This is a genomic window from Mesorhizobium sp. LMG17149 (assembly GCF_024518695.1).
Lineage (GTDB): Bacteria > Pseudomonadota > Alphaproteobacteria > Rhizobiales > Rhizobiaceae > Mesorhizobium.
This window is the reverse complement of sequence record NZ_JANIFL010000002.1, coordinates 483,195-497,513: the sequence shown is the minus strand read 5'-3', so window position 1 is coordinate 497,513 and position 14,319 is coordinate 483,195. Positions and strand designations below refer to the sequence as shown.

At 63.0% G+C, this 14,319-nt stretch carries 15 protein-coding genes and 1 riboswitch; of the genes, 11 read left to right on the top strand and 4 right to left on the bottom strand.

The features are described from left to right. Positions 1–38: 38 nt before the first annotated feature. Positions 39–219: riboswitch (cobalamin riboswitch) on the bottom strand. 121 nt (positions 220–340) lie between these two features. The 6 genes from NP945_RS05660 (at position 341) to NP945_RS05635 (ending at position 5,360) form a co-directional block, all read left to right on the top strand. Further along, on the top strand, positions 341–1,267 hold the full coding sequence (locus NP945_RS05660; protein ID WP_127270331.1) for a histone deacetylase family protein: 927 nt from the start codon (positions 341–343) through the stop codon (positions 1,265–1,267). A gap of 3 nt (positions 1,268–1,270) precedes the next feature. Next, complete coding sequence (locus NP945_RS05655; protein ID WP_027046614.1) at positions 1,271–1,522, top strand: exodeoxyribonuclease VII small subunit; 252 nt, start codon at positions 1,271–1,273, stop codon at positions 1,520–1,522. A 110-nt stretch (positions 1,523–1,632) separates the two neighbouring features. After that, positions 1,633–1,899 (top strand): DUF2277 domain-containing protein, encoded by a 267-nt coding sequence (locus tag NP945_RS05650; RefSeq protein WP_127268719.1) that lies wholly within the window; start codon positions 1,633–1,635, stop codon positions 1,897–1,899. A 39-nt stretch (positions 1,900–1,938) separates the two neighbouring features. Beyond that, positions 1,939–2,859 carry a pirin family protein gene (locus NP945_RS05645; protein WP_256745785.1) on the top strand — a complete coding sequence of 307 codons (921 nt, stop codon included), beginning with the start codon at positions 1,939–1,941 and terminating at the stop codon, positions 2,857–2,859. A 129-nt stretch (positions 2,860–2,988) separates the two neighbouring features. Beyond that, entirely contained in the window at positions 2,989–4,902 is a 1,914-nt protein-coding gene (gene dxs / locus NP945_RS05640; RefSeq protein WP_256745784.1) for a 1-deoxy-D-xylulose-5-phosphate synthase, read from the top strand. Positions 4,903–5,066: 164 nt separating this feature from the next. Further along, entirely contained in the window at positions 5,067–5,360 is a 294-nt protein-coding gene (locus tag NP945_RS05635; RefSeq protein ID WP_127811006.1) for a hypothetical protein, read from the top strand. Positions 5,361–5,448: 88 nt separating this feature from the next. On the opposite strand, the gene NP945_RS05630 is transcribed toward NP945_RS05635, so the two are convergent. After that, entirely contained in the window at positions 5,449–6,600 is a 1,152-nt protein-coding gene (locus tag NP945_RS05630) for a GNAT family N-acetyltransferase (protein ID WP_127268716.1), read from the bottom strand. After that, positions 6,597–7,592, bottom strand: a complete 996-nt coding sequence (locus NP945_RS05625; RefSeq protein ID WP_164748752.1) for a sterol desaturase family protein — start codon at positions 7,590–7,592, stop codon at positions 6,597–6,599. Before NP945_RS05625 ends, NP945_RS05630 begins: the two co-directional genes overlap by 4 nt. 324 nt (positions 7,593–7,916) lie before the next feature. On the opposite strand from NP945_RS05625, the gene NP945_RS05620 reads away from it, so the two are divergent. The 4 genes from NP945_RS05620 to NP945_RS05605 all read left to right on the top strand — a co-directional run bounded on the left by NP945_RS05620 (position 7,917) and on the right by NP945_RS05605 (position 10,866). Further along, positions 7,917–8,681, top strand: coding sequence for a TlyA family RNA methyltransferase (locus tag NP945_RS05620; RefSeq protein WP_256745783.1), 765 nt, complete (start codon positions 7,917–7,919; stop codon positions 8,679–8,681). After that, complete coding sequence (locus NP945_RS05615; RefSeq protein ID WP_128362897.1) at positions 8,678–9,919, top strand: class I SAM-dependent RNA methyltransferase; 1,242 nt, start codon at positions 8,678–8,680, stop codon at positions 9,917–9,919. Before NP945_RS05620 ends, NP945_RS05615 begins: the two co-directional genes overlap by 4 nt. A gap of 76 nt (positions 9,920–9,995) precedes the next feature. Continuing rightward, positions 9,996–10,367: an antitoxin Xre/MbcA/ParS toxin-binding domain-containing protein gene (locus NP945_RS05610; RefSeq protein ID WP_128362898.1), complete on the top strand. Its 372-nt coding sequence runs from the start codon at positions 9,996–9,998 to the stop codon at positions 10,365–10,367. After that, positions 10,360–10,866 (top strand): RES family NAD+ phosphorylase, encoded by a 507-nt coding sequence (locus tag NP945_RS05605; RefSeq protein ID WP_127270325.1) that lies wholly within the window; start codon positions 10,360–10,362, stop codon positions 10,864–10,866. Before NP945_RS05610 ends, NP945_RS05605 begins: the two co-directional genes overlap by 8 nt. A 40-nt stretch (positions 10,867–10,906) precedes the next feature. On the opposite strand, the gene tldD is transcribed toward NP945_RS05605, so the two are convergent. Beyond that, a complete protein-coding gene (gene tldD, locus NP945_RS05600; RefSeq protein WP_127380621.1) occupies positions 10,907–12,319 on the bottom strand; it encodes a metalloprotease TldD in 1,413 nt (470 codons plus the stop codon). Positions 12,320–12,473: 154 nt separating this feature from the next. Beyond that, on the bottom strand, positions 12,474–13,031 hold the full coding sequence (locus NP945_RS05595) for an invasion associated locus B family protein (protein WP_127380620.1): 558 nt from the start codon (positions 13,029–13,031) through the stop codon (positions 12,474–12,476). A 376-nt stretch (positions 13,032–13,407) separates the two neighbouring features. Here NP945_RS05595 and coxB point away from each other — a divergent pair, with 376 nt between their 5' ends. After that, positions 13,408–14,307 (top strand): cytochrome c oxidase subunit II, encoded by a 900-nt coding sequence (gene coxB, locus NP945_RS05590; RefSeq protein ID WP_127327253.1) that lies wholly within the window; start codon positions 13,408–13,410, stop codon positions 14,305–14,307. The last annotated feature ends 12 nt before the right edge of the window (positions 14,308–14,319 follow it).

Sequence of the window (14,319 nt, the reverse complement as noted above, 5' to 3'; positions counted from 1 at the left end):
CCTTGCGATTGCAATTGATATCATCCGCCTGACCATGCGGATGACGATGCCTGCCAGGCCGGTCTTCTGGCTTGGGATCAACCCGCGTCCGGTGCCTTCCCGTCATCGACAGTGGCATTTACCGGCGCGGTCCTCCTCACAGCGTTGGGCACGCCACGGAATTCAACCGTGTTCCCGATTCTCCCGCTTGCGGCGGGCACCAGGCAGTACCAAAAACCTTACGCCGAAGTGCTGAGGACGCCAATGCCTGCGGCGACGCGAATGGACGCAGTCGCGATTTTCCCCAGTCATCGGCCGCCCGTGCATGGCCTTTGTCGATCCGGGTCACTAGATTAGGACGATGACCACCCGTCTCTACACCCATCCGATCTTCCTCGAGCATCTCACGCCGCCCGGACATCCCGAGCGGCCCGACCGCTTGCGTGCCATCGAGCGCGTGCTCGATGAGGAAGCCTTTGCCGGGCTCGATCGTATCCAGGCGCCGGAAGGCGACGAGGCCACCATCCTCTACGCGCATCCCGCCGATTTCGTCGCCCGCGTGCGCGCCGCCATTCCCGACGAGGGGATTGCCCGCATCGATGCCGACACCACTGCCAGTCCGAAGAGCTGGCAAGCGGCGATCACCGCGATCGGCGCCGCCAACGCCGCCGTCGATGACGTCTTTTCGGGCCGCGCCGACAACGTCTTCGTCGCCGCCCGGCCGCCCGGCCATCATGCCGAAAAGACCACCGCCATGGGCTTCTGCCTGTTCAACACGGCGGCGATCGCGGCGCGCTATGCGCAGAAGAAACACGGTGTCGAGCGCGTTGCCATCGTCGACTGGGACGTGCATCACGGCAATGGCACGCAGGATATTTTCTGGGACGATCCGTCGGTGCTCTATTGCTCGACACACCAGATGCCGCTTTATCCCGGCACCGGAGCGAAGAACGAAACGGGCGCCGGCAACATCGTCAACGCGCCGCTGGCGCCGCAGACTGGCAGCGAGGTGTTTCGCGATGCCTTCCTGTCGCGCGTCCTGCCCGCGCTCGACAATTTCGCGCCCGACCTGATTATCATTTCGGCGGGGTTCGACGCGCACCACCGCGATCCGCTGGCCGAGATCAATCTGACCGAGGATGATTTCGATTGGGCGACCGGCCAGCTGATGCAGCGCGCGGCACGCCACAGCGGCAACCGGCTCGTCAGCCTGCTCGAGGGCGGCTACGATCTGCAGGGATTGGCATTTTCGGTCGCCGCCCATGTCGGGCGACTGATGAAAGGATGAATGATGGCTGGTGAGACCAACGAAGACGTCAAGGCGATGAGCTTCGAGCAGGCACTCGATGCGCTGGAGAAGATCGTCGATGATCTGGAGCGTGGCGACGTGCCGCTCGACCAGTCGATCAAGATCTATGAACGTGGCGAGGCGCTGAAGGCGCATTGCGACCGGCTGCTGAAGGCCGCCGAGGACAAGGTCGAGAAGATCAGGCTGTCGCGCGACGGCAAGCCGGTCGGAACGGAGCCGCTCGACGCGGATTGAGGCCCGGTCCGAACATAGGCTCGCCTCACCGGTTTTTGGACATGATCATGATCGAGGATATAACTCGTCCCGATTGAAACAGCTCAAGGACAAGAGGAGATACGGAAGCGATGTGCAGAAACATCAAGACCCTGTTCAATTTTGATCCGCCGGCAACCCCTGACGAGGTGCGCGACGCGGCTCTTCAGTTCGTCCGCAAGCTGAGCGGAACGACGCGGCCCTCGAAGCAGAACCAGCACGCCTTCGACCATGCCGTCGAAGCCATCGCGGCCTCGGCGCGCGAACTGCTCGATTCCCTGGAAACCCATCAGCATCCGCGTAATCGCGAAGAGGTGGCGGCCAAGCTGCGGGCAAAGGCGGCCATTCGCTTTGCCTGACGCGGCCAGGCGGCCTTCGACGGCCGACAAGGAGAGTCCATGAGCTTCTTCCCCGGGAAAGACCCTGAGGCAGGCGACGCCTTTGCCAGCGACCAGATCGAATTGATGGTCATTCCGAACGCCAAGGACATCGGTGGTTTTCAGGTGCGCCGTGCCCTGCCGACGGCAAAAAGGCGGCTGGTCGGGCCGTTCATCTTCTTCGACCGCATGGGTCCTGCCATCCTGCGGGCCGGCCAGGCGCTCGACGTCCGTCCGCATCCGCATATCGGCCTGTCGACGGTCACCTATCTGTTCGACGGCAAGATCCGGCATCGCGATTCACTCGGCACCGAAATGGTCATTCAGCCCGGCGACGTGAATTTGATGACCGCCGGCCGCGGCATCGTCCATTCGGAGCGTACGCCGGAGGAACTGCGTGGCGCGCCGATGTCGGTATCCGGCCTGCAGACATGGCTGGCGCTGCCGGACGACAAGGAAGAGGTGGCTCCTGTGTTCGAGAACACAGGAGCGCTCAGGCTTCCCGAGATCGATGCCGAAGGCGTCAACGGGCGCCTCATCATCGGCGATTTCCAGGGGTTGCGGTCGCCGGTCAGGGCCGACTCGGAGACGCTCTACGCCGACCTGCGCCTGGCGCCCGGCGCCAGCGTGAAAATCCCTGCCGACGCGGAAGAGCGCGCCATTTACACGCTGGAAGGCGAGGTCTCGATTTCGGGCGATGTGTTCCCAGCCGAACGGCTGCTGGTGTTCCGTCCCGGTGACGAGATCGTCGTGTCGTCGCTGACCGGCGCGCATTTCATGCTGTTCGGCGGCGCCTCTCTTGGTTCGAAGCGTTATATCTGGTGGAATTTCGTCTCCTCATCGAAGGAGCGCATCGAACAGGCCAAGCAAGAATGGAAGACGGGCCGCTTCGACATCGTTCCAGGAGACGAGGAAGAATTCATCCCGCTGCCGGAAAGCTGATGCCTGTCGCCCGAAAGTGGCAGAACGAAATGCATAGACAAAAGACTAGGGCCTGATCCGCGTCACTGACACGCATTTACTTTCGCCGGCCGGCGGCCTATTCGCCCATCAACCGAAAGCCCGAGCACAGTGAACGCAACGCCGCATACGCCGCTTCTCGACAAGGTCCGCATCCCGGCCGACCTGCGCACGCTTGCCGAAAGTGAACTGCCGCAATTGGCGTCCGAGCTTCGCGCCGAGCTGGTCGACGCTGTGTCCCGCACGGGTGGTCATCTGGGCGCCGGGCTTGGCGTGGTCGAGCTGACAGTGGCGCTGCACTATGTCTTCAACACCCCCGATGACAGGCTGATCTGGGATGTCGGCCACCAGGCCTATCCGCACAAGATCCTGACCGGCCGCCGCGACCGTATCCGCACGCTGCGCCAGGAAGGCGGTCTGTCCGGCTTCACCCGCCGCGCCGAGAGCGAGTACGATCCCTTCGGCGCCGCCCACTCCTCGACATCGATATCGGCCGGCCTCGGCATGGCCGCCGCCCGCGATCTCTCCGGCGGCCGCAACAACGTCATTGCCGTCATCGGCGACGGCGCCATGTCTGCCGGCATGGCCTATGAGGCGATGAACAATGCCGGTGCGCTCGATGCACGGCTGATCGTCATTCTCAACGACAACGACATGTCGATCGCGCCGCCGACCGGCGCGATGAGCGCCTATCTGGCGCGGCTGGCCTCCGGCAAGGCCTATATCGGCCTGCGCGATTTCGGCAAGAAACTGACGTCCTATCTCGGCAAGCGCGCGGATCGTGCGATCACAAGGGCGGTCGAGCATGCACGCGGCTATGTCACCGGCGGCACGCTGTTCGAGGAACTCGGCTTCTATCACATCGGCCCGATAGACGGCCACAATCTGGAGCACCTGATCCCGGTCCTGAAAAATGTCCGCGACAATGGCGAAGGCCCGGTGCTCATCCATGTCGTCACCCAGAAGGGCAAGGGCTATGCGCCGGCCGAAGCCGCCGCCGACAAATATCACGGCGTCAACAAGTTCGACGTCATCACCGGCGCGCAGGCCAAGGCGCCAGCCAACGCACCGGCCTACACCAAGGTGTTCGCCGAAAGCCTGGTCCAGGAGGGCCGCGAGGACGACCGCATCGTCGCCGTCACGGCCGCCATGCCGAGCGGCACCGGTCTCGACCTGTTCGGCGAAGCGTTCCCATCGCGCACCTTCGATGTCGGCATCGCCGAACAGCACGCGGTGACCTTCGCCGCCGGCCTTGCCACCGAAGGCTACAAGCCGTTCGCGGCCATCTATTCCACCTTCCTGCAGCGCGCCTACGACCAGGTCGTCCACGACGTCGCCATCCAGAAACTGCCGGTGCGGTTTCCCATCGACCGCGCCGGTTTCGTCGGCGCCGATGGCGCGACCCATTGCGGCGCCTTCGACACCACCTTCCTGGCGACACTGCCGGGTTTCGTCGTCATGGCGGCCGCCGACGAGGCGGAGCTGCGCCACATGGTGCGCACCGCGGCGAGCTATGATGAGGGTCCGATCGCCTTCCGCTATCCGCGCGGCAATGGCGTCGGCGTCGACATGCCGGAGCGCGGCTCGGTTCTCGAAATCGGCAAGGGCCGCATCGTCAAGGAGGGTACCAAGGTTGCATTGCTGTCTTTCGGCACGCGGTTGCAGGATTGCCTGATCGCCGCGGAGGAGCTAGGGGCTGCCGGGCTGTCCACCACGGTCGCCGACGCCCGTTTCGCCAAGCCGCTCGACCAGGATCTGATCCGGCGGCTGGCCCGCTCGCATGAGGTGCTGGTGACGGTGGAGGAGGGCGCCGTCGGCGGCTTCGCCAGCCACGTGCTGCAGTTCCTTGCCCATGAGGGCTTGCTGGAAAGCGGCCTGAAGGTGCGTCCGCTGGTGCTGCCCGACGCGTTCACCGACCACGCCAAGCCGGAAAAGATGTATGCCGATGCCGGGCTCGATGCCGCCGGCATCGTGCGCACCGTGTTCGTGGCACTCGGGCACACAGTCCACGCCCAGCGCGCCTGAATCCCAGCGCGCCTGAATCAAAGTCTCAAAGACTTGAATCAGTTTGCCGGCAAGCGATCTTAAGGCATTGTTTACGCTGCCGTTTGGCGCTTTGCTTACCGTGTCTCTTGGCCGTTTTTCAATGGCGCCCTGCTAGATCGTGATCAGGCAGGGAGACAACAACAATGAAAACGCTTCTGTGCGGCGCAGCACTTTGCGCCGTTATCATCGCGCCGGCCACAGCCGAAACGCGCTATGACCGCAGCCTCGAAAAGGCGGCGATGGGCATCATCGCCGGCAAGATGGGCGACATCCGCGGCGGCTTTTCCTTCAAGCAGGTGCCGCAATTGGTGGTTCTGCCGGCCCCTGTTCCCGCGCCTGCGGTTGCCATCGAGCCTGCACGCGAGCAAGCTTCGGGCGGCCGTGAGGATGGCTTGTCTCCAGCCGTCGAGCGCCCGGTTTCGCGAACCGTATTCTGAGCTGAAGACCAACAAGCCTTGATCGGGATTGCCCGATCGTTTCATCGCGCTTGCCGCTGTGCAGGCGATCTAAAAAGCGTCGGCGATGCTACTCCGCCGCAACCAGCTCCGCTTGCTGCGCCGATTTCTCGGGGCGCCAGGATTGCGCCGCGTGGCGAGCGCGGTCTGCCAGGGCGGCTAGGCGTCCGCGCAGGTTTCGTCCACCCACCACCGACGACAAGATCACCGAATGCGTCGCAAAGCGGCGCTTGAAATCCTCGCCGCCGCAGAGAAAATCGATCGTGGTCAAGCCCCGGTCAAACGACCACTGGATGTAATCCATCATCAAGACCATGCCCGGCGAGGCCCGTTCGAAGGCCGGATCATAGGTGGTGACGAAAGCCATCATCGTTCCATGCTGCTCGAAATTGATCGAGATGGCGATGATCTCGTCTTCGCGTTCGAGCACGAAGATGCGCAGCAATCCGAGCTTGGCCAGAACGGAGATCAGTGCCGCCAGCGCGGGGGAGCCTTCGTCGAAGAGGTCCGAAACGCGGCCGTGTTTTGCAAGCCACAACCGCTTCAGCGCGGCGACGCGCTCCAGCACCGGCTCGCGGGCTTCGTGTGCATCCATCAGGCGGAAACGCAGCGCGCCGCCTTCCTCCATGAATTTGTAGCCACGGCGATAGTTTTGCCGAGTTTTCTTCGACTGGCTTTCAAACCATTGTGCGCCGCGTTGCCCGGCGCCGGAAACTCGATAGCTGACCTCGCTGCGGTGGCTTGGCTGCAAGATATTGCTCTGGCCTGGGGCGGCGGGACCAAGCAGGGTCCGGAATCGGGCATCAGGCAACAGACGATTGAGGTAGGCAAGATCGAAGCCGCCATCGTCGAGGATATGTTGCCAGAGTTGCGGCAGGATCTGTGGCTCGGCATCGGGAGCAACCAGGACATCGCCATAGTCGCAGTGATCTTTCGCCGCCCATTCCAGCATACGGATGCCCGAGCGCCAGAAGGTCGCGAGCGCAATGACGGCCTCGAGACGCTCGCCGCTCCAGACCAGGCCGATCCTGAGACCGCGACGGTCCTGATGCGGTGTGGTGTGCCACCAGGCCGAGATCCAGTCGGGATGCTGGAAAACGAGGCCGCCGGCGCGTTGCCAGAGCGCTGCCCAGGCGGGCGCGATTTCTGCCAGTCGCGCTGGCGAGGTCGCAATTTCGATCCGGTGCGTTCGCGGCATCCGGAACACGGCGGGTCCGTTCATGGCTTCCCCCTTTGCGGCGATTGCTGTGGCTCGGGCTTGTCGGTGCGGAAATGTCTGGCGATCTGCCGCCACATCCGCTTCAGCGGCAGGACATAGAGGCCTGCGAGCGACTGGTAGTCGCGCACGTTGCGTTCGATCAAACCGAACTTGAAGTCCTCGTCGGGTCTCGGAACGCACAGGGTTCCGAAGAGCCGATCCCAGAACGAGAAGAGCAGCCCGAAGTTCTTGTCGTAGTGGCGCGGGTCGGTGCTGTGGTGCAGCTGATGCCAGTGCGGGCACAGGATCAGATTGTTCAACGGTCCAAACGAGATCTTGAAATGCGTGTGCCTGACGAAATCCATCATCAGGATGTTGCGTATGATGTAGACGTTGACGCCGAAGACCGTCAGCTCGACGAGGTTCAGCGACACCAGCGACCAGATGCCGAAGCAGATGCCGGGAATGACGCCGTCCCAGGCCCGGTTCATCAATTCGTCGAGCGGGTGGACGCGATCCTTGGTGATGCCGACCATCACCTCGGCCGAATGGTGAACCTTGTGCAGTTCCCACAGCACCGGGTAGCGGTGCTGGGCGACGTGATAGAGATAGTATGAAATGTCGTAGGCAAGCAGCATGGTGATGGTGAAGATCGTCACCGTCACCGGCCCTGCCGGTCCTTCGATCAGGGGCGGCTGGATCGCCAGCAGCGTGGAGAGCAACCAGTTCGTCGCATAGCCGACGGCGCTGACGAAGACGACGCCGGCGGGCAGCATGAGGAATGGCATCAGCGCCTTCCGCGTCACCCAGAACAAAAGGTCGGCTTTCGCCGAAGGGTGCGTGATGACCTCATGCGGGACTGCGAACTCGAAAAACTCTTTCCAGCTCTTTTTCTCGACCGTGCGCCAGTAGGCGACCAGGGCGCTGACCAAAGCAGTCAGCAACAGAAGTCCGGTCGCCAGCAGGCCGGCGCCGGAAATCCGGTCAAGAACCTTGTAGACGATATCGCTGGCCATTTCCAAGGTTGCCGCCTCTTCATCCGGCTTTTCCGGTCGTCGCGGTCATAACATTGAAGTCCTCAAGCAAATGCGATGAAAATTGGTTAAGAAATCATGAGGCTTTCTAGATTTTAGGCACTTATCGGCAGGCGACGAGACCTCATGCTTCGGCGGTCATCCGTCTCAACCGGCGCAACGATAGATATTCATAGGGTGGTCGGCGTGACGGAACGCCTCACCATCGCCGCAGTCCAATGTGCTGGGCGTGATGATGGGAACGTGAGACGAGATGCTTCCGGCCGGTGCTCTTGCCATCGTCATCGGCTTTCGCCATGAAGGCCAATGAATTCCCCTCTGCCAGCCAGCGCACGCCAGCGGCTCGACGACCTGCTCGTCCAGCGCGGGCTGTTTGCCAGCCGCTCACGTGCCCGCGACGCGGTCGACCGTGGCACGGTGACCGTCGACGGCGTCATTGCGCGCAAGCCCGGCCAGAGCGTTTTGCCGCAATGCCTTGTTGCCATCGATGATCCGGCGCAAGGCTATGTGTCGCGCGCGGCACTCAAGCTGATCGGTGGGCTCGATCATTTCGGCCTCGACCCTGCCGGCTCTGAAGCGCTCGACATCGGCGCCTCGACCGGCGGCTTCACCCAGGTGTTGCTCGAGCGCGGCGTGGCCCATGTCACCGCGGTCGATGTCGGTCATGGCCAGATGCATCCTGATATCGGCGGCGACCCGCGTGTGACGGTGATCGAAGGACTGAACGCCCGCGACCTCGCCGTTGCCGATCTCAGCGGGCGTATTCCGGATTTCATCGTGTCCGACGTCAGCTTCATCTCTCTGAAACTGGCGCTGCCGCCGGCGCTTGGTCTGGCGAAGGCTGGCGCCAAGGCCATGTTTCTGGTCAAGCCGCAATTCGAGGCGGGCCGTGATGCGATCGGCAAGGGTGGTCTGTTGAAAGACCCCTACGACGCCTCCCGTGTCGCCGGCCTGCTGCAGGATTGGCTGGACTCCGTTCCCGGTTGGCGCTCGCTGGGGCTGCATTTGTCGCCGATCGAGGGCGGCGACGGCAATCGCGAATTCCTGCTCGGTGGGATCAAGGACCGATGAGCGCGCGCTTCAGCATCAGGAAACTTGGCGCTCAGGGCGACGGTGTCGCCGAGACCGAGACAGGAGATCTGTTCATTCCCTTCACACTGCCCGGTGAAACGGTTACCGCCGCGCGCGAAAGGGATCGCGCCATGCTGATGGCGGTGCTGGAATCATCGCCGCTGCGCATTGATCCCGCCTGCCGCCATTTCACCGAATGCGGCGGTTGCGCGCTCCAGCATTTCGAAGCCGAAGCCTATCGCCAGTGGAAACGCGAAAAGGTGGCGCACATCCTGAAGGGCAAAGGCATCGATTACGAGATCGGTGACCTGGTCGCTTGCGCGCCGCAGACGCGCCGCCGTGTCGTGCTTGCCGCCCGGCGTACCGATACAGGCATGCTGCTCGGCTTCCATCGCCATCTGTCGCCGGAGATCATCGCCATATCGGAATGCCCGATCTCGCTGCCTGAGATCGTCGCTTCGCTCGATCGGTTGAAGGCGCTCGCCGAATTGGTCTGCGCAACAACCAAATCGTTCCGGCTGGCGGTCACCGTGACCGGTTCGGGTCTCGATGTCGCGGTTCACGAATCCGGCAAGCTGGGGGAGCATCAGCGCCGCATCGCTGCCAATTTCGTCATGGCGCAGGGCTTTGCCAGGCTGTCCATCGATGACGAAATCATCATCGAGCCGAAAAAGCCGGTGGTCATGTTCGGCAGCGTCGCTGTCGCCTTGCCCCCCGGCGCGTTCCTGCAGGCAACCGAGGCCGCCGAACAGGCGATGGCCGATATCGTCGGTGGGCATCTGAAGCGTGCCAAGAAGGTGGCGGATCTTTTCGCCGGCTGCGGCAGCTTTGCTCTGCGTCTGGCCGCGAAGTCGGAAGTCCATGCGGTGGAAGGCGATGCGGCAGCCCTTTCGGCCCTCGACCGTGGATCGCGTTTCGCCACTGGCTTGAAGCGGGTGACGGGTGAACGCCGCGACCTGTTCCGGCGGCCGCTGACATTCAAGGAATTGAATGCCTTCGATGGTGTGGTGTTCGACCCGCCGCGCGCCGGTGCCGAGGATCAGTCGAAGCAGATCGCCCGTTCGGATGTGCCGTACGTCGCCGCGGTGTCCTGCAATCCGGTGACGCTCGCGCGAGATTTGCGCATCCTGATCGACGGCGGCTACATCCTGAAAGGCGTGACGCCGATCGACCAGTTCCTGTGGTCGCCGCATGTCGAAGCGGTGGCGTTGCTGGAGAAGCCGAAGCGGAGGCGGTAGGTCGCTTGTGCTTGAGTTGCGCGTGAATTGGGCCTATTTTGATACCGTACGCATCAAAATATGCTAGGTAATCGTCATGAACTCCGCAGCCCTCGAAATTCCGGCGTCACGCTTTGGCGATGAACGGTCGCCTTACCTTTCGGCAAGGCGTGTCGCGGAACAGCTTGGTGTCAACCTGACCGAATTGGCCGGCCTGATCGGGGTCGCGCGCAACACGCTTGCCGCCAAGGCCGGCGCGCGCAAGGTCGACGCCGCCCTCAGCCCGATCGTCCGCATCCTGTCGATGGCCGGTGAAATGGCCGGCGGCGAGCAACGTGCGGCGATCTGGTTTAAGCACCAGCCGATCCCCGGCTGGGCGGGAAAGACCGCCTACGACCTGGTTCGCGAGGGCAAGACGGACAAGGTGCTGGCCTATCTGGAGGCCGTCCGCTCCGGCGTGTATGCCTGAGATCAGCCTGACCTTGTGGCGGGCCTTCGTACCGCGTTGGGCGCATCTGCCGCTTTCGGGCGAGGGCGCTGCCCACTTCGGCGGTCGCTGGAATCCAATTGGCGCTTCAACGATCTATGCGGCGCGCGAATTGTCCACCGCCTGGGCGGAGTACAATCAGGGCTTTGTCCAGCATCCGGCGTTAATTGCCCAACTAGAGCTCTCGGGCGCGCGCTTGGCCGATCTGACCGATGCCGCAATGCTGAGCGAATTGGCCATGACGGCGGGTATTCACCAATGCGAATGGCGAGACATGCTGGATCAGGGCCTTGTGCCCGAGACCCACAAGCTGCGGGATCGCCTGCTTGCCGATGGGGTGAACGGCGTGATCTATCCGTCCTTCATGTCGCCCGGCGGCACCTGCGTTGCGCTCTGGCGCTGGAACGAGGATGGCGCGCCGCGCCTGGAGGTCGTCGACCCCGACCGTCGTCTGCCGAAATCGCCGGCATCCTGGCTTTAGGGCAATTCAGATGGGCGAGTAAGCTCGTCTACTGTTCTTATCAAACCCGCGTGCCGCCCACCGTCATCTGGTTCATGCGCAGATGCGGCTGGCCGACGCCGACGGGCACGCCCTGTCCGGCCTTGCCGCACATGCCGATGCCGGTGTCGAGCTTCATGTCGTTGCCGATCATCGAGACGCGGTGCATGGCGTCCGGACCGTTGCCGATCAGCATCGCGCCCTTGATCGGCTGCGTCACCTTGCCGTTCTCGATCATGTAGGCCTCGGTGCAGCCGAACACGAATTTGCCCGAGGTGATATCGACCTGACCGCCGCCGAAGGAGACGGCATAGATGCCGTTCTTGACCGAGGCGATGATTTCGTCCGGCTCCATGTCGCCAGATGTCATATAGGTGTTGGTCATGCGCGGCATCGGCTGGTGGGCATAGCCTTCGCGGCGGCCGTTGCCGGTCGCCTTCATGCCCATCAGCCGGGCATTCTGGCGATCCTGCATGTAGCCGACCAGCTTGCCATCCTCGATCAGCACATTGCGGGCCGAAGGTGTGCCTTCATCGTCGACGGTCAGCGAGCCGCGCCGTTCGGGCATCGTGCCGTCGTCGACGACGGTGACCCCCTTGGCGGCGACCTGCTGGCCGAGCAGGCCGGCGAAGGCCGAGGTCTTCTTGCGGTTGAAATCGCCTTCCAGCCCATGGCCGACGGCCTCGTGCAGCATGACGCCCGGCCAGCCGCTGGACAAGACGATGTCGAAAGTGCCGGCCGGGGCCGGTATGGCCTCGAGATTGACCAGGGCTTGCCTGAGCGCCTCCTTGGCGGCGTGCTTCCAGCTGTCCTCGACCAGGAATTCGCCAAACGCCTTGCGGCCACCCATGCCGTAGGAGCCGCTCTCCTGGCGGTCGCCATCGCCGACCACAACGGAGACGTTGATGCGGACCAGCGGGCGGATGTCGCGCACCATTTGGCCATCGGCGCGCACGATCTCGACATGCTGCCAGGATGCGGCGAGCGATGCCGAAACCTGACGCACGCGCGGATCCTCGGCGCGCAGCCAGGCGTCGATTTCCTGCAAGAGCTTTGCCTTGGCCTCGAAGGAAGGCGAGGGGATCGGGTTCTCTTCGCCATAGAGATGGCGGTTGGTGCGGGCAGGTGCCGCGGCAAGCGTGCCGGAATAACCGCCCTTGACGGTTGACACCGCGTCGGCCGCGCGCAGCAGCGAGGCCTCGGACAGATCGCTGGAATGGGCATAGCCGCTGGCTTCGCCGGCAACCGCGCGCAGACCAAACCCTTGGTCGGTGTTGAAGTTGGCGGTCTTCAGGCGGCCATTGTCGAACATCAGCGCTTCGCTCTCGCTGTATTCGAGGAACAGCTCGCCGTCATCGGCGCCGTTGATGGTATCGGCGACGATCTGCTTGATGCGATCGTCTGAAATGTCGAATTGGCCGATCAGGCTGTTCATGGCGCGTCCGTTCACAGGAGGAATGGGTCTTTGCCACGATGTAGGCGCGAAGGCACGCCGAGACAATCGCTCTGCCGCATTGTAACGACAAAAGCGGTTTGCCAGCAGCCCGTCGAAGTCACTTCTGGTTGAAGCCGGTGATGTCGCCGGGCTTTCAGGGGAGGGCGGCGAAGCCGTCGGCAAAACCCTTGAGGTCGACCGGGATGCCGATACCTTCTTCCGGGGTCTGGAAAACGATGAAGGTGGCCGACGTGCCGGTCTTCAGCGTGTCGAGAAGCGGCTTTTCGAGGATCACCTCGGCATAGCAGCCGTCCTGGAAGCAGCGCACGAAATAGGCGCGGCCGATGTCCTTGCCGTCGACATTGAGGCCGAGCCCGTTGGGCAAAAGCACGCCGAGCGGCGCCAGCACGCGCAGGATCTCCGCCTTGTTGTCGGCGGTGCGCAGCACCACGACCGACAGTCCCATCTCCGGACGGTCCTCGGCGACGACGTTCTGCATCATCACGCATTGTTCCGAGGTGGCACCGGCCGGCGTGTCGCAGATGATCGACCATGCGCCATGCGTCGAACGCACGGTGCCGCTCGGCTGCGCGGCGTTGGCCGTGCCGGACAGCACGATCGCGGACAGGCCAATGCCAGACAGGGCGGCGAGAAAGATGACCTTCGCCCAGTTTCTCGAAAACCGAGAGTTTCTCGAAAGCCAGTAATTCATGACGGCTCCATTGCGAATCACGGCACTTTAAGCCGCGCCAAAGCCAAGTAAAGGACGAGACCGCACCAGGTCTGCCCCGAAAAAGCCAATTGGGCGCTTTTCCCTGCCAATTTCGCCCGAATTGCGACGTTCGGCACCTGCGGCCCGCGGGAATGCTGCTGCGGGCTCACTGTAGGCGATTGGGTGCTGCCGCGGCTGCCTCCAAAGGCACATCCGGGCTTGCGCGCAAAAATGCCGCACGGTTTCGTCCGCTCCTTTCTTGCGGAGGGAAAAAGAGTATGGTTTGAACCACCTTGAAACTGTCGGGATTCCCGTCCCGGCATTGTTCGTTATTCTCGTGGGTACCGCAGCGAGGAACTGGGAGACGATGAGGGCGATGAGAAATTTCCTGGCAAACGCCAAGGTTCCAGCAAGTGCCAAGTTTCTAAGTGCTTGTGCCGCTGTCACGTTTTTCGCCGGCGCATCCGCCCATGCCGACCAGCCCAAGAACTGGGAGACAACCTTCCAGGCGCCGGCGACCGACATGATGCGGCAGATCGAGTGGTTCGGGAACTACACGATGTGGTTCATCGTCCCGATCACCATCCTGGTGCTGCTGCTCCTCGCCTATTGCATCGTCAGATTCCGTGCGAGCGCGAACCCGGTTCCGTCCAAGACCAGCCACAACACGCTGATCGAGGTGATCTGGACTGTCGGTCCGGTCGTGATCCTGCTTTGCCTGGCAATTCCCTCGTTCCAGCTGCTGACCGCGCAATACACGCCGCCGGAAGAAGCGAAGCTGACCGTCAAGGCGACCGGTAACCAGTGGAACTGGGACTACGAGTACCAGACCGAAAACACGCTCTCCTTCAACTCCGCGATCCTCCAGGACACCGACCGCGCCGCCGCCGGCAAGGAGGACCGCAAGGTTTATCCACGCCTGCTCGCGGTCGACAATGAGCTGGTGGTGCCGGTCAACACCATGACCCGCGTGCTCGTCACCGCGACCGACGTGATCCACTCCTTTGCCATGCCGTCGTTCGGCATCAAGATCGATGCCATTCCGGGCCGCACCAATGAGACCTGGTTCAAGGCGGAGAAGGAAGGTATTTTTTACGGCCAGTGCTCGCAGCTCTGCGGCAAGGACCATGCCTTCATGCCGATCGCCATCCGCGTCGTCTCCGATGCGCAGTTCAAGACCTGGCTGGCGGCAGCCAAGACCGATCTGCCCGGCGCCAACAAGACGCTGATGGCCGAGGTCGACGGCCAGAACAAGGTAGCGGCCGCCGGCAACTGATGCCGCGGGTTA

What these genes read in the sequence shown, in the direction of transcription:
- NP945_RS05660 (WP_127270331.1), top strand. Translation starts at nt 341, where the DNA reads ATGACCACCCGTCTCTACACCCATCCGATCTTCCTCGAGCATCTCACG.
- NP945_RS05655 (WP_027046614.1), top strand. Translation starts at nt 1,271, where the DNA reads ATGGCTGGTGAGACCAACGAAGACGTCAAGGCGATGAGCTTCGAGCAG.
- NP945_RS05650 (WP_127268719.1), top strand. Translation starts at nt 1,633, where the DNA reads ATGTGCAGAAACATCAAGACCCTGTTCAATTTTGATCCGCCGGCAACC.
- NP945_RS05645 (WP_256745785.1), top strand. Translation starts at nt 1,939, where the DNA reads ATGAGCTTCTTCCCCGGGAAAGACCCTGAGGCAGGCGACGCCTTTGCC.
- NP945_RS05635 (WP_127811006.1), top strand. Translation starts at nt 5,067, where the DNA reads ATGAAAACGCTTCTGTGCGGCGCAGCACTTTGCGCCGTTATCATCGCG.
- NP945_RS05630 (WP_127268716.1), bottom strand. Translation starts at nt 6,600, where the DNA reads ATGAACGGACCCGCCGTGTTCCGGATGCCGCGAACGCACCGGATCGAA.
- NP945_RS05625 (WP_164748752.1), bottom strand. Translation starts at nt 7,592, where the DNA reads ATGGCCAGCGATATCGTCTACAAGGTTCTTGACCGGATTTCCGGCGCC.
- NP945_RS05620 (WP_256745783.1), top strand. Translation starts at nt 7,917, where the DNA reads ATGAATTCCCCTCTGCCAGCCAGCGCACGCCAGCGGCTCGACGACCTG.
- NP945_RS05615 (WP_128362897.1), top strand. Translation starts at nt 8,678, where the DNA reads ATGAGCGCGCGCTTCAGCATCAGGAAACTTGGCGCTCAGGGCGACGGT.
- NP945_RS05610 (WP_128362898.1), top strand. Translation starts at nt 9,996, where the DNA reads ATGAACTCCGCAGCCCTCGAAATTCCGGCGTCACGCTTTGGCGATGAA.
- NP945_RS05605 (WP_127270325.1), top strand. Translation starts at nt 10,360, where the DNA reads ATGCCTGAGATCAGCCTGACCTTGTGGCGGGCCTTCGTACCGCGTTGG.
- tldD (WP_127380621.1), bottom strand. Translation starts at nt 12,319, where the DNA reads ATGAACAGCCTGATCGGCCAATTCGACATTTCAGACGATCGCATCAAG.
- NP945_RS05595 (WP_127380620.1), bottom strand. Translation starts at nt 13,031, where the DNA reads ATGAATTACTGGCTTTCGAGAAACTCTCGGTTTTCGAGAAACTGGGCG.
- coxB (WP_127327253.1), top strand. Translation starts at nt 13,408, where the DNA reads ATGAGAAATTTCCTGGCAAACGCCAAGGTTCCAGCAAGTGCCAAGTTT.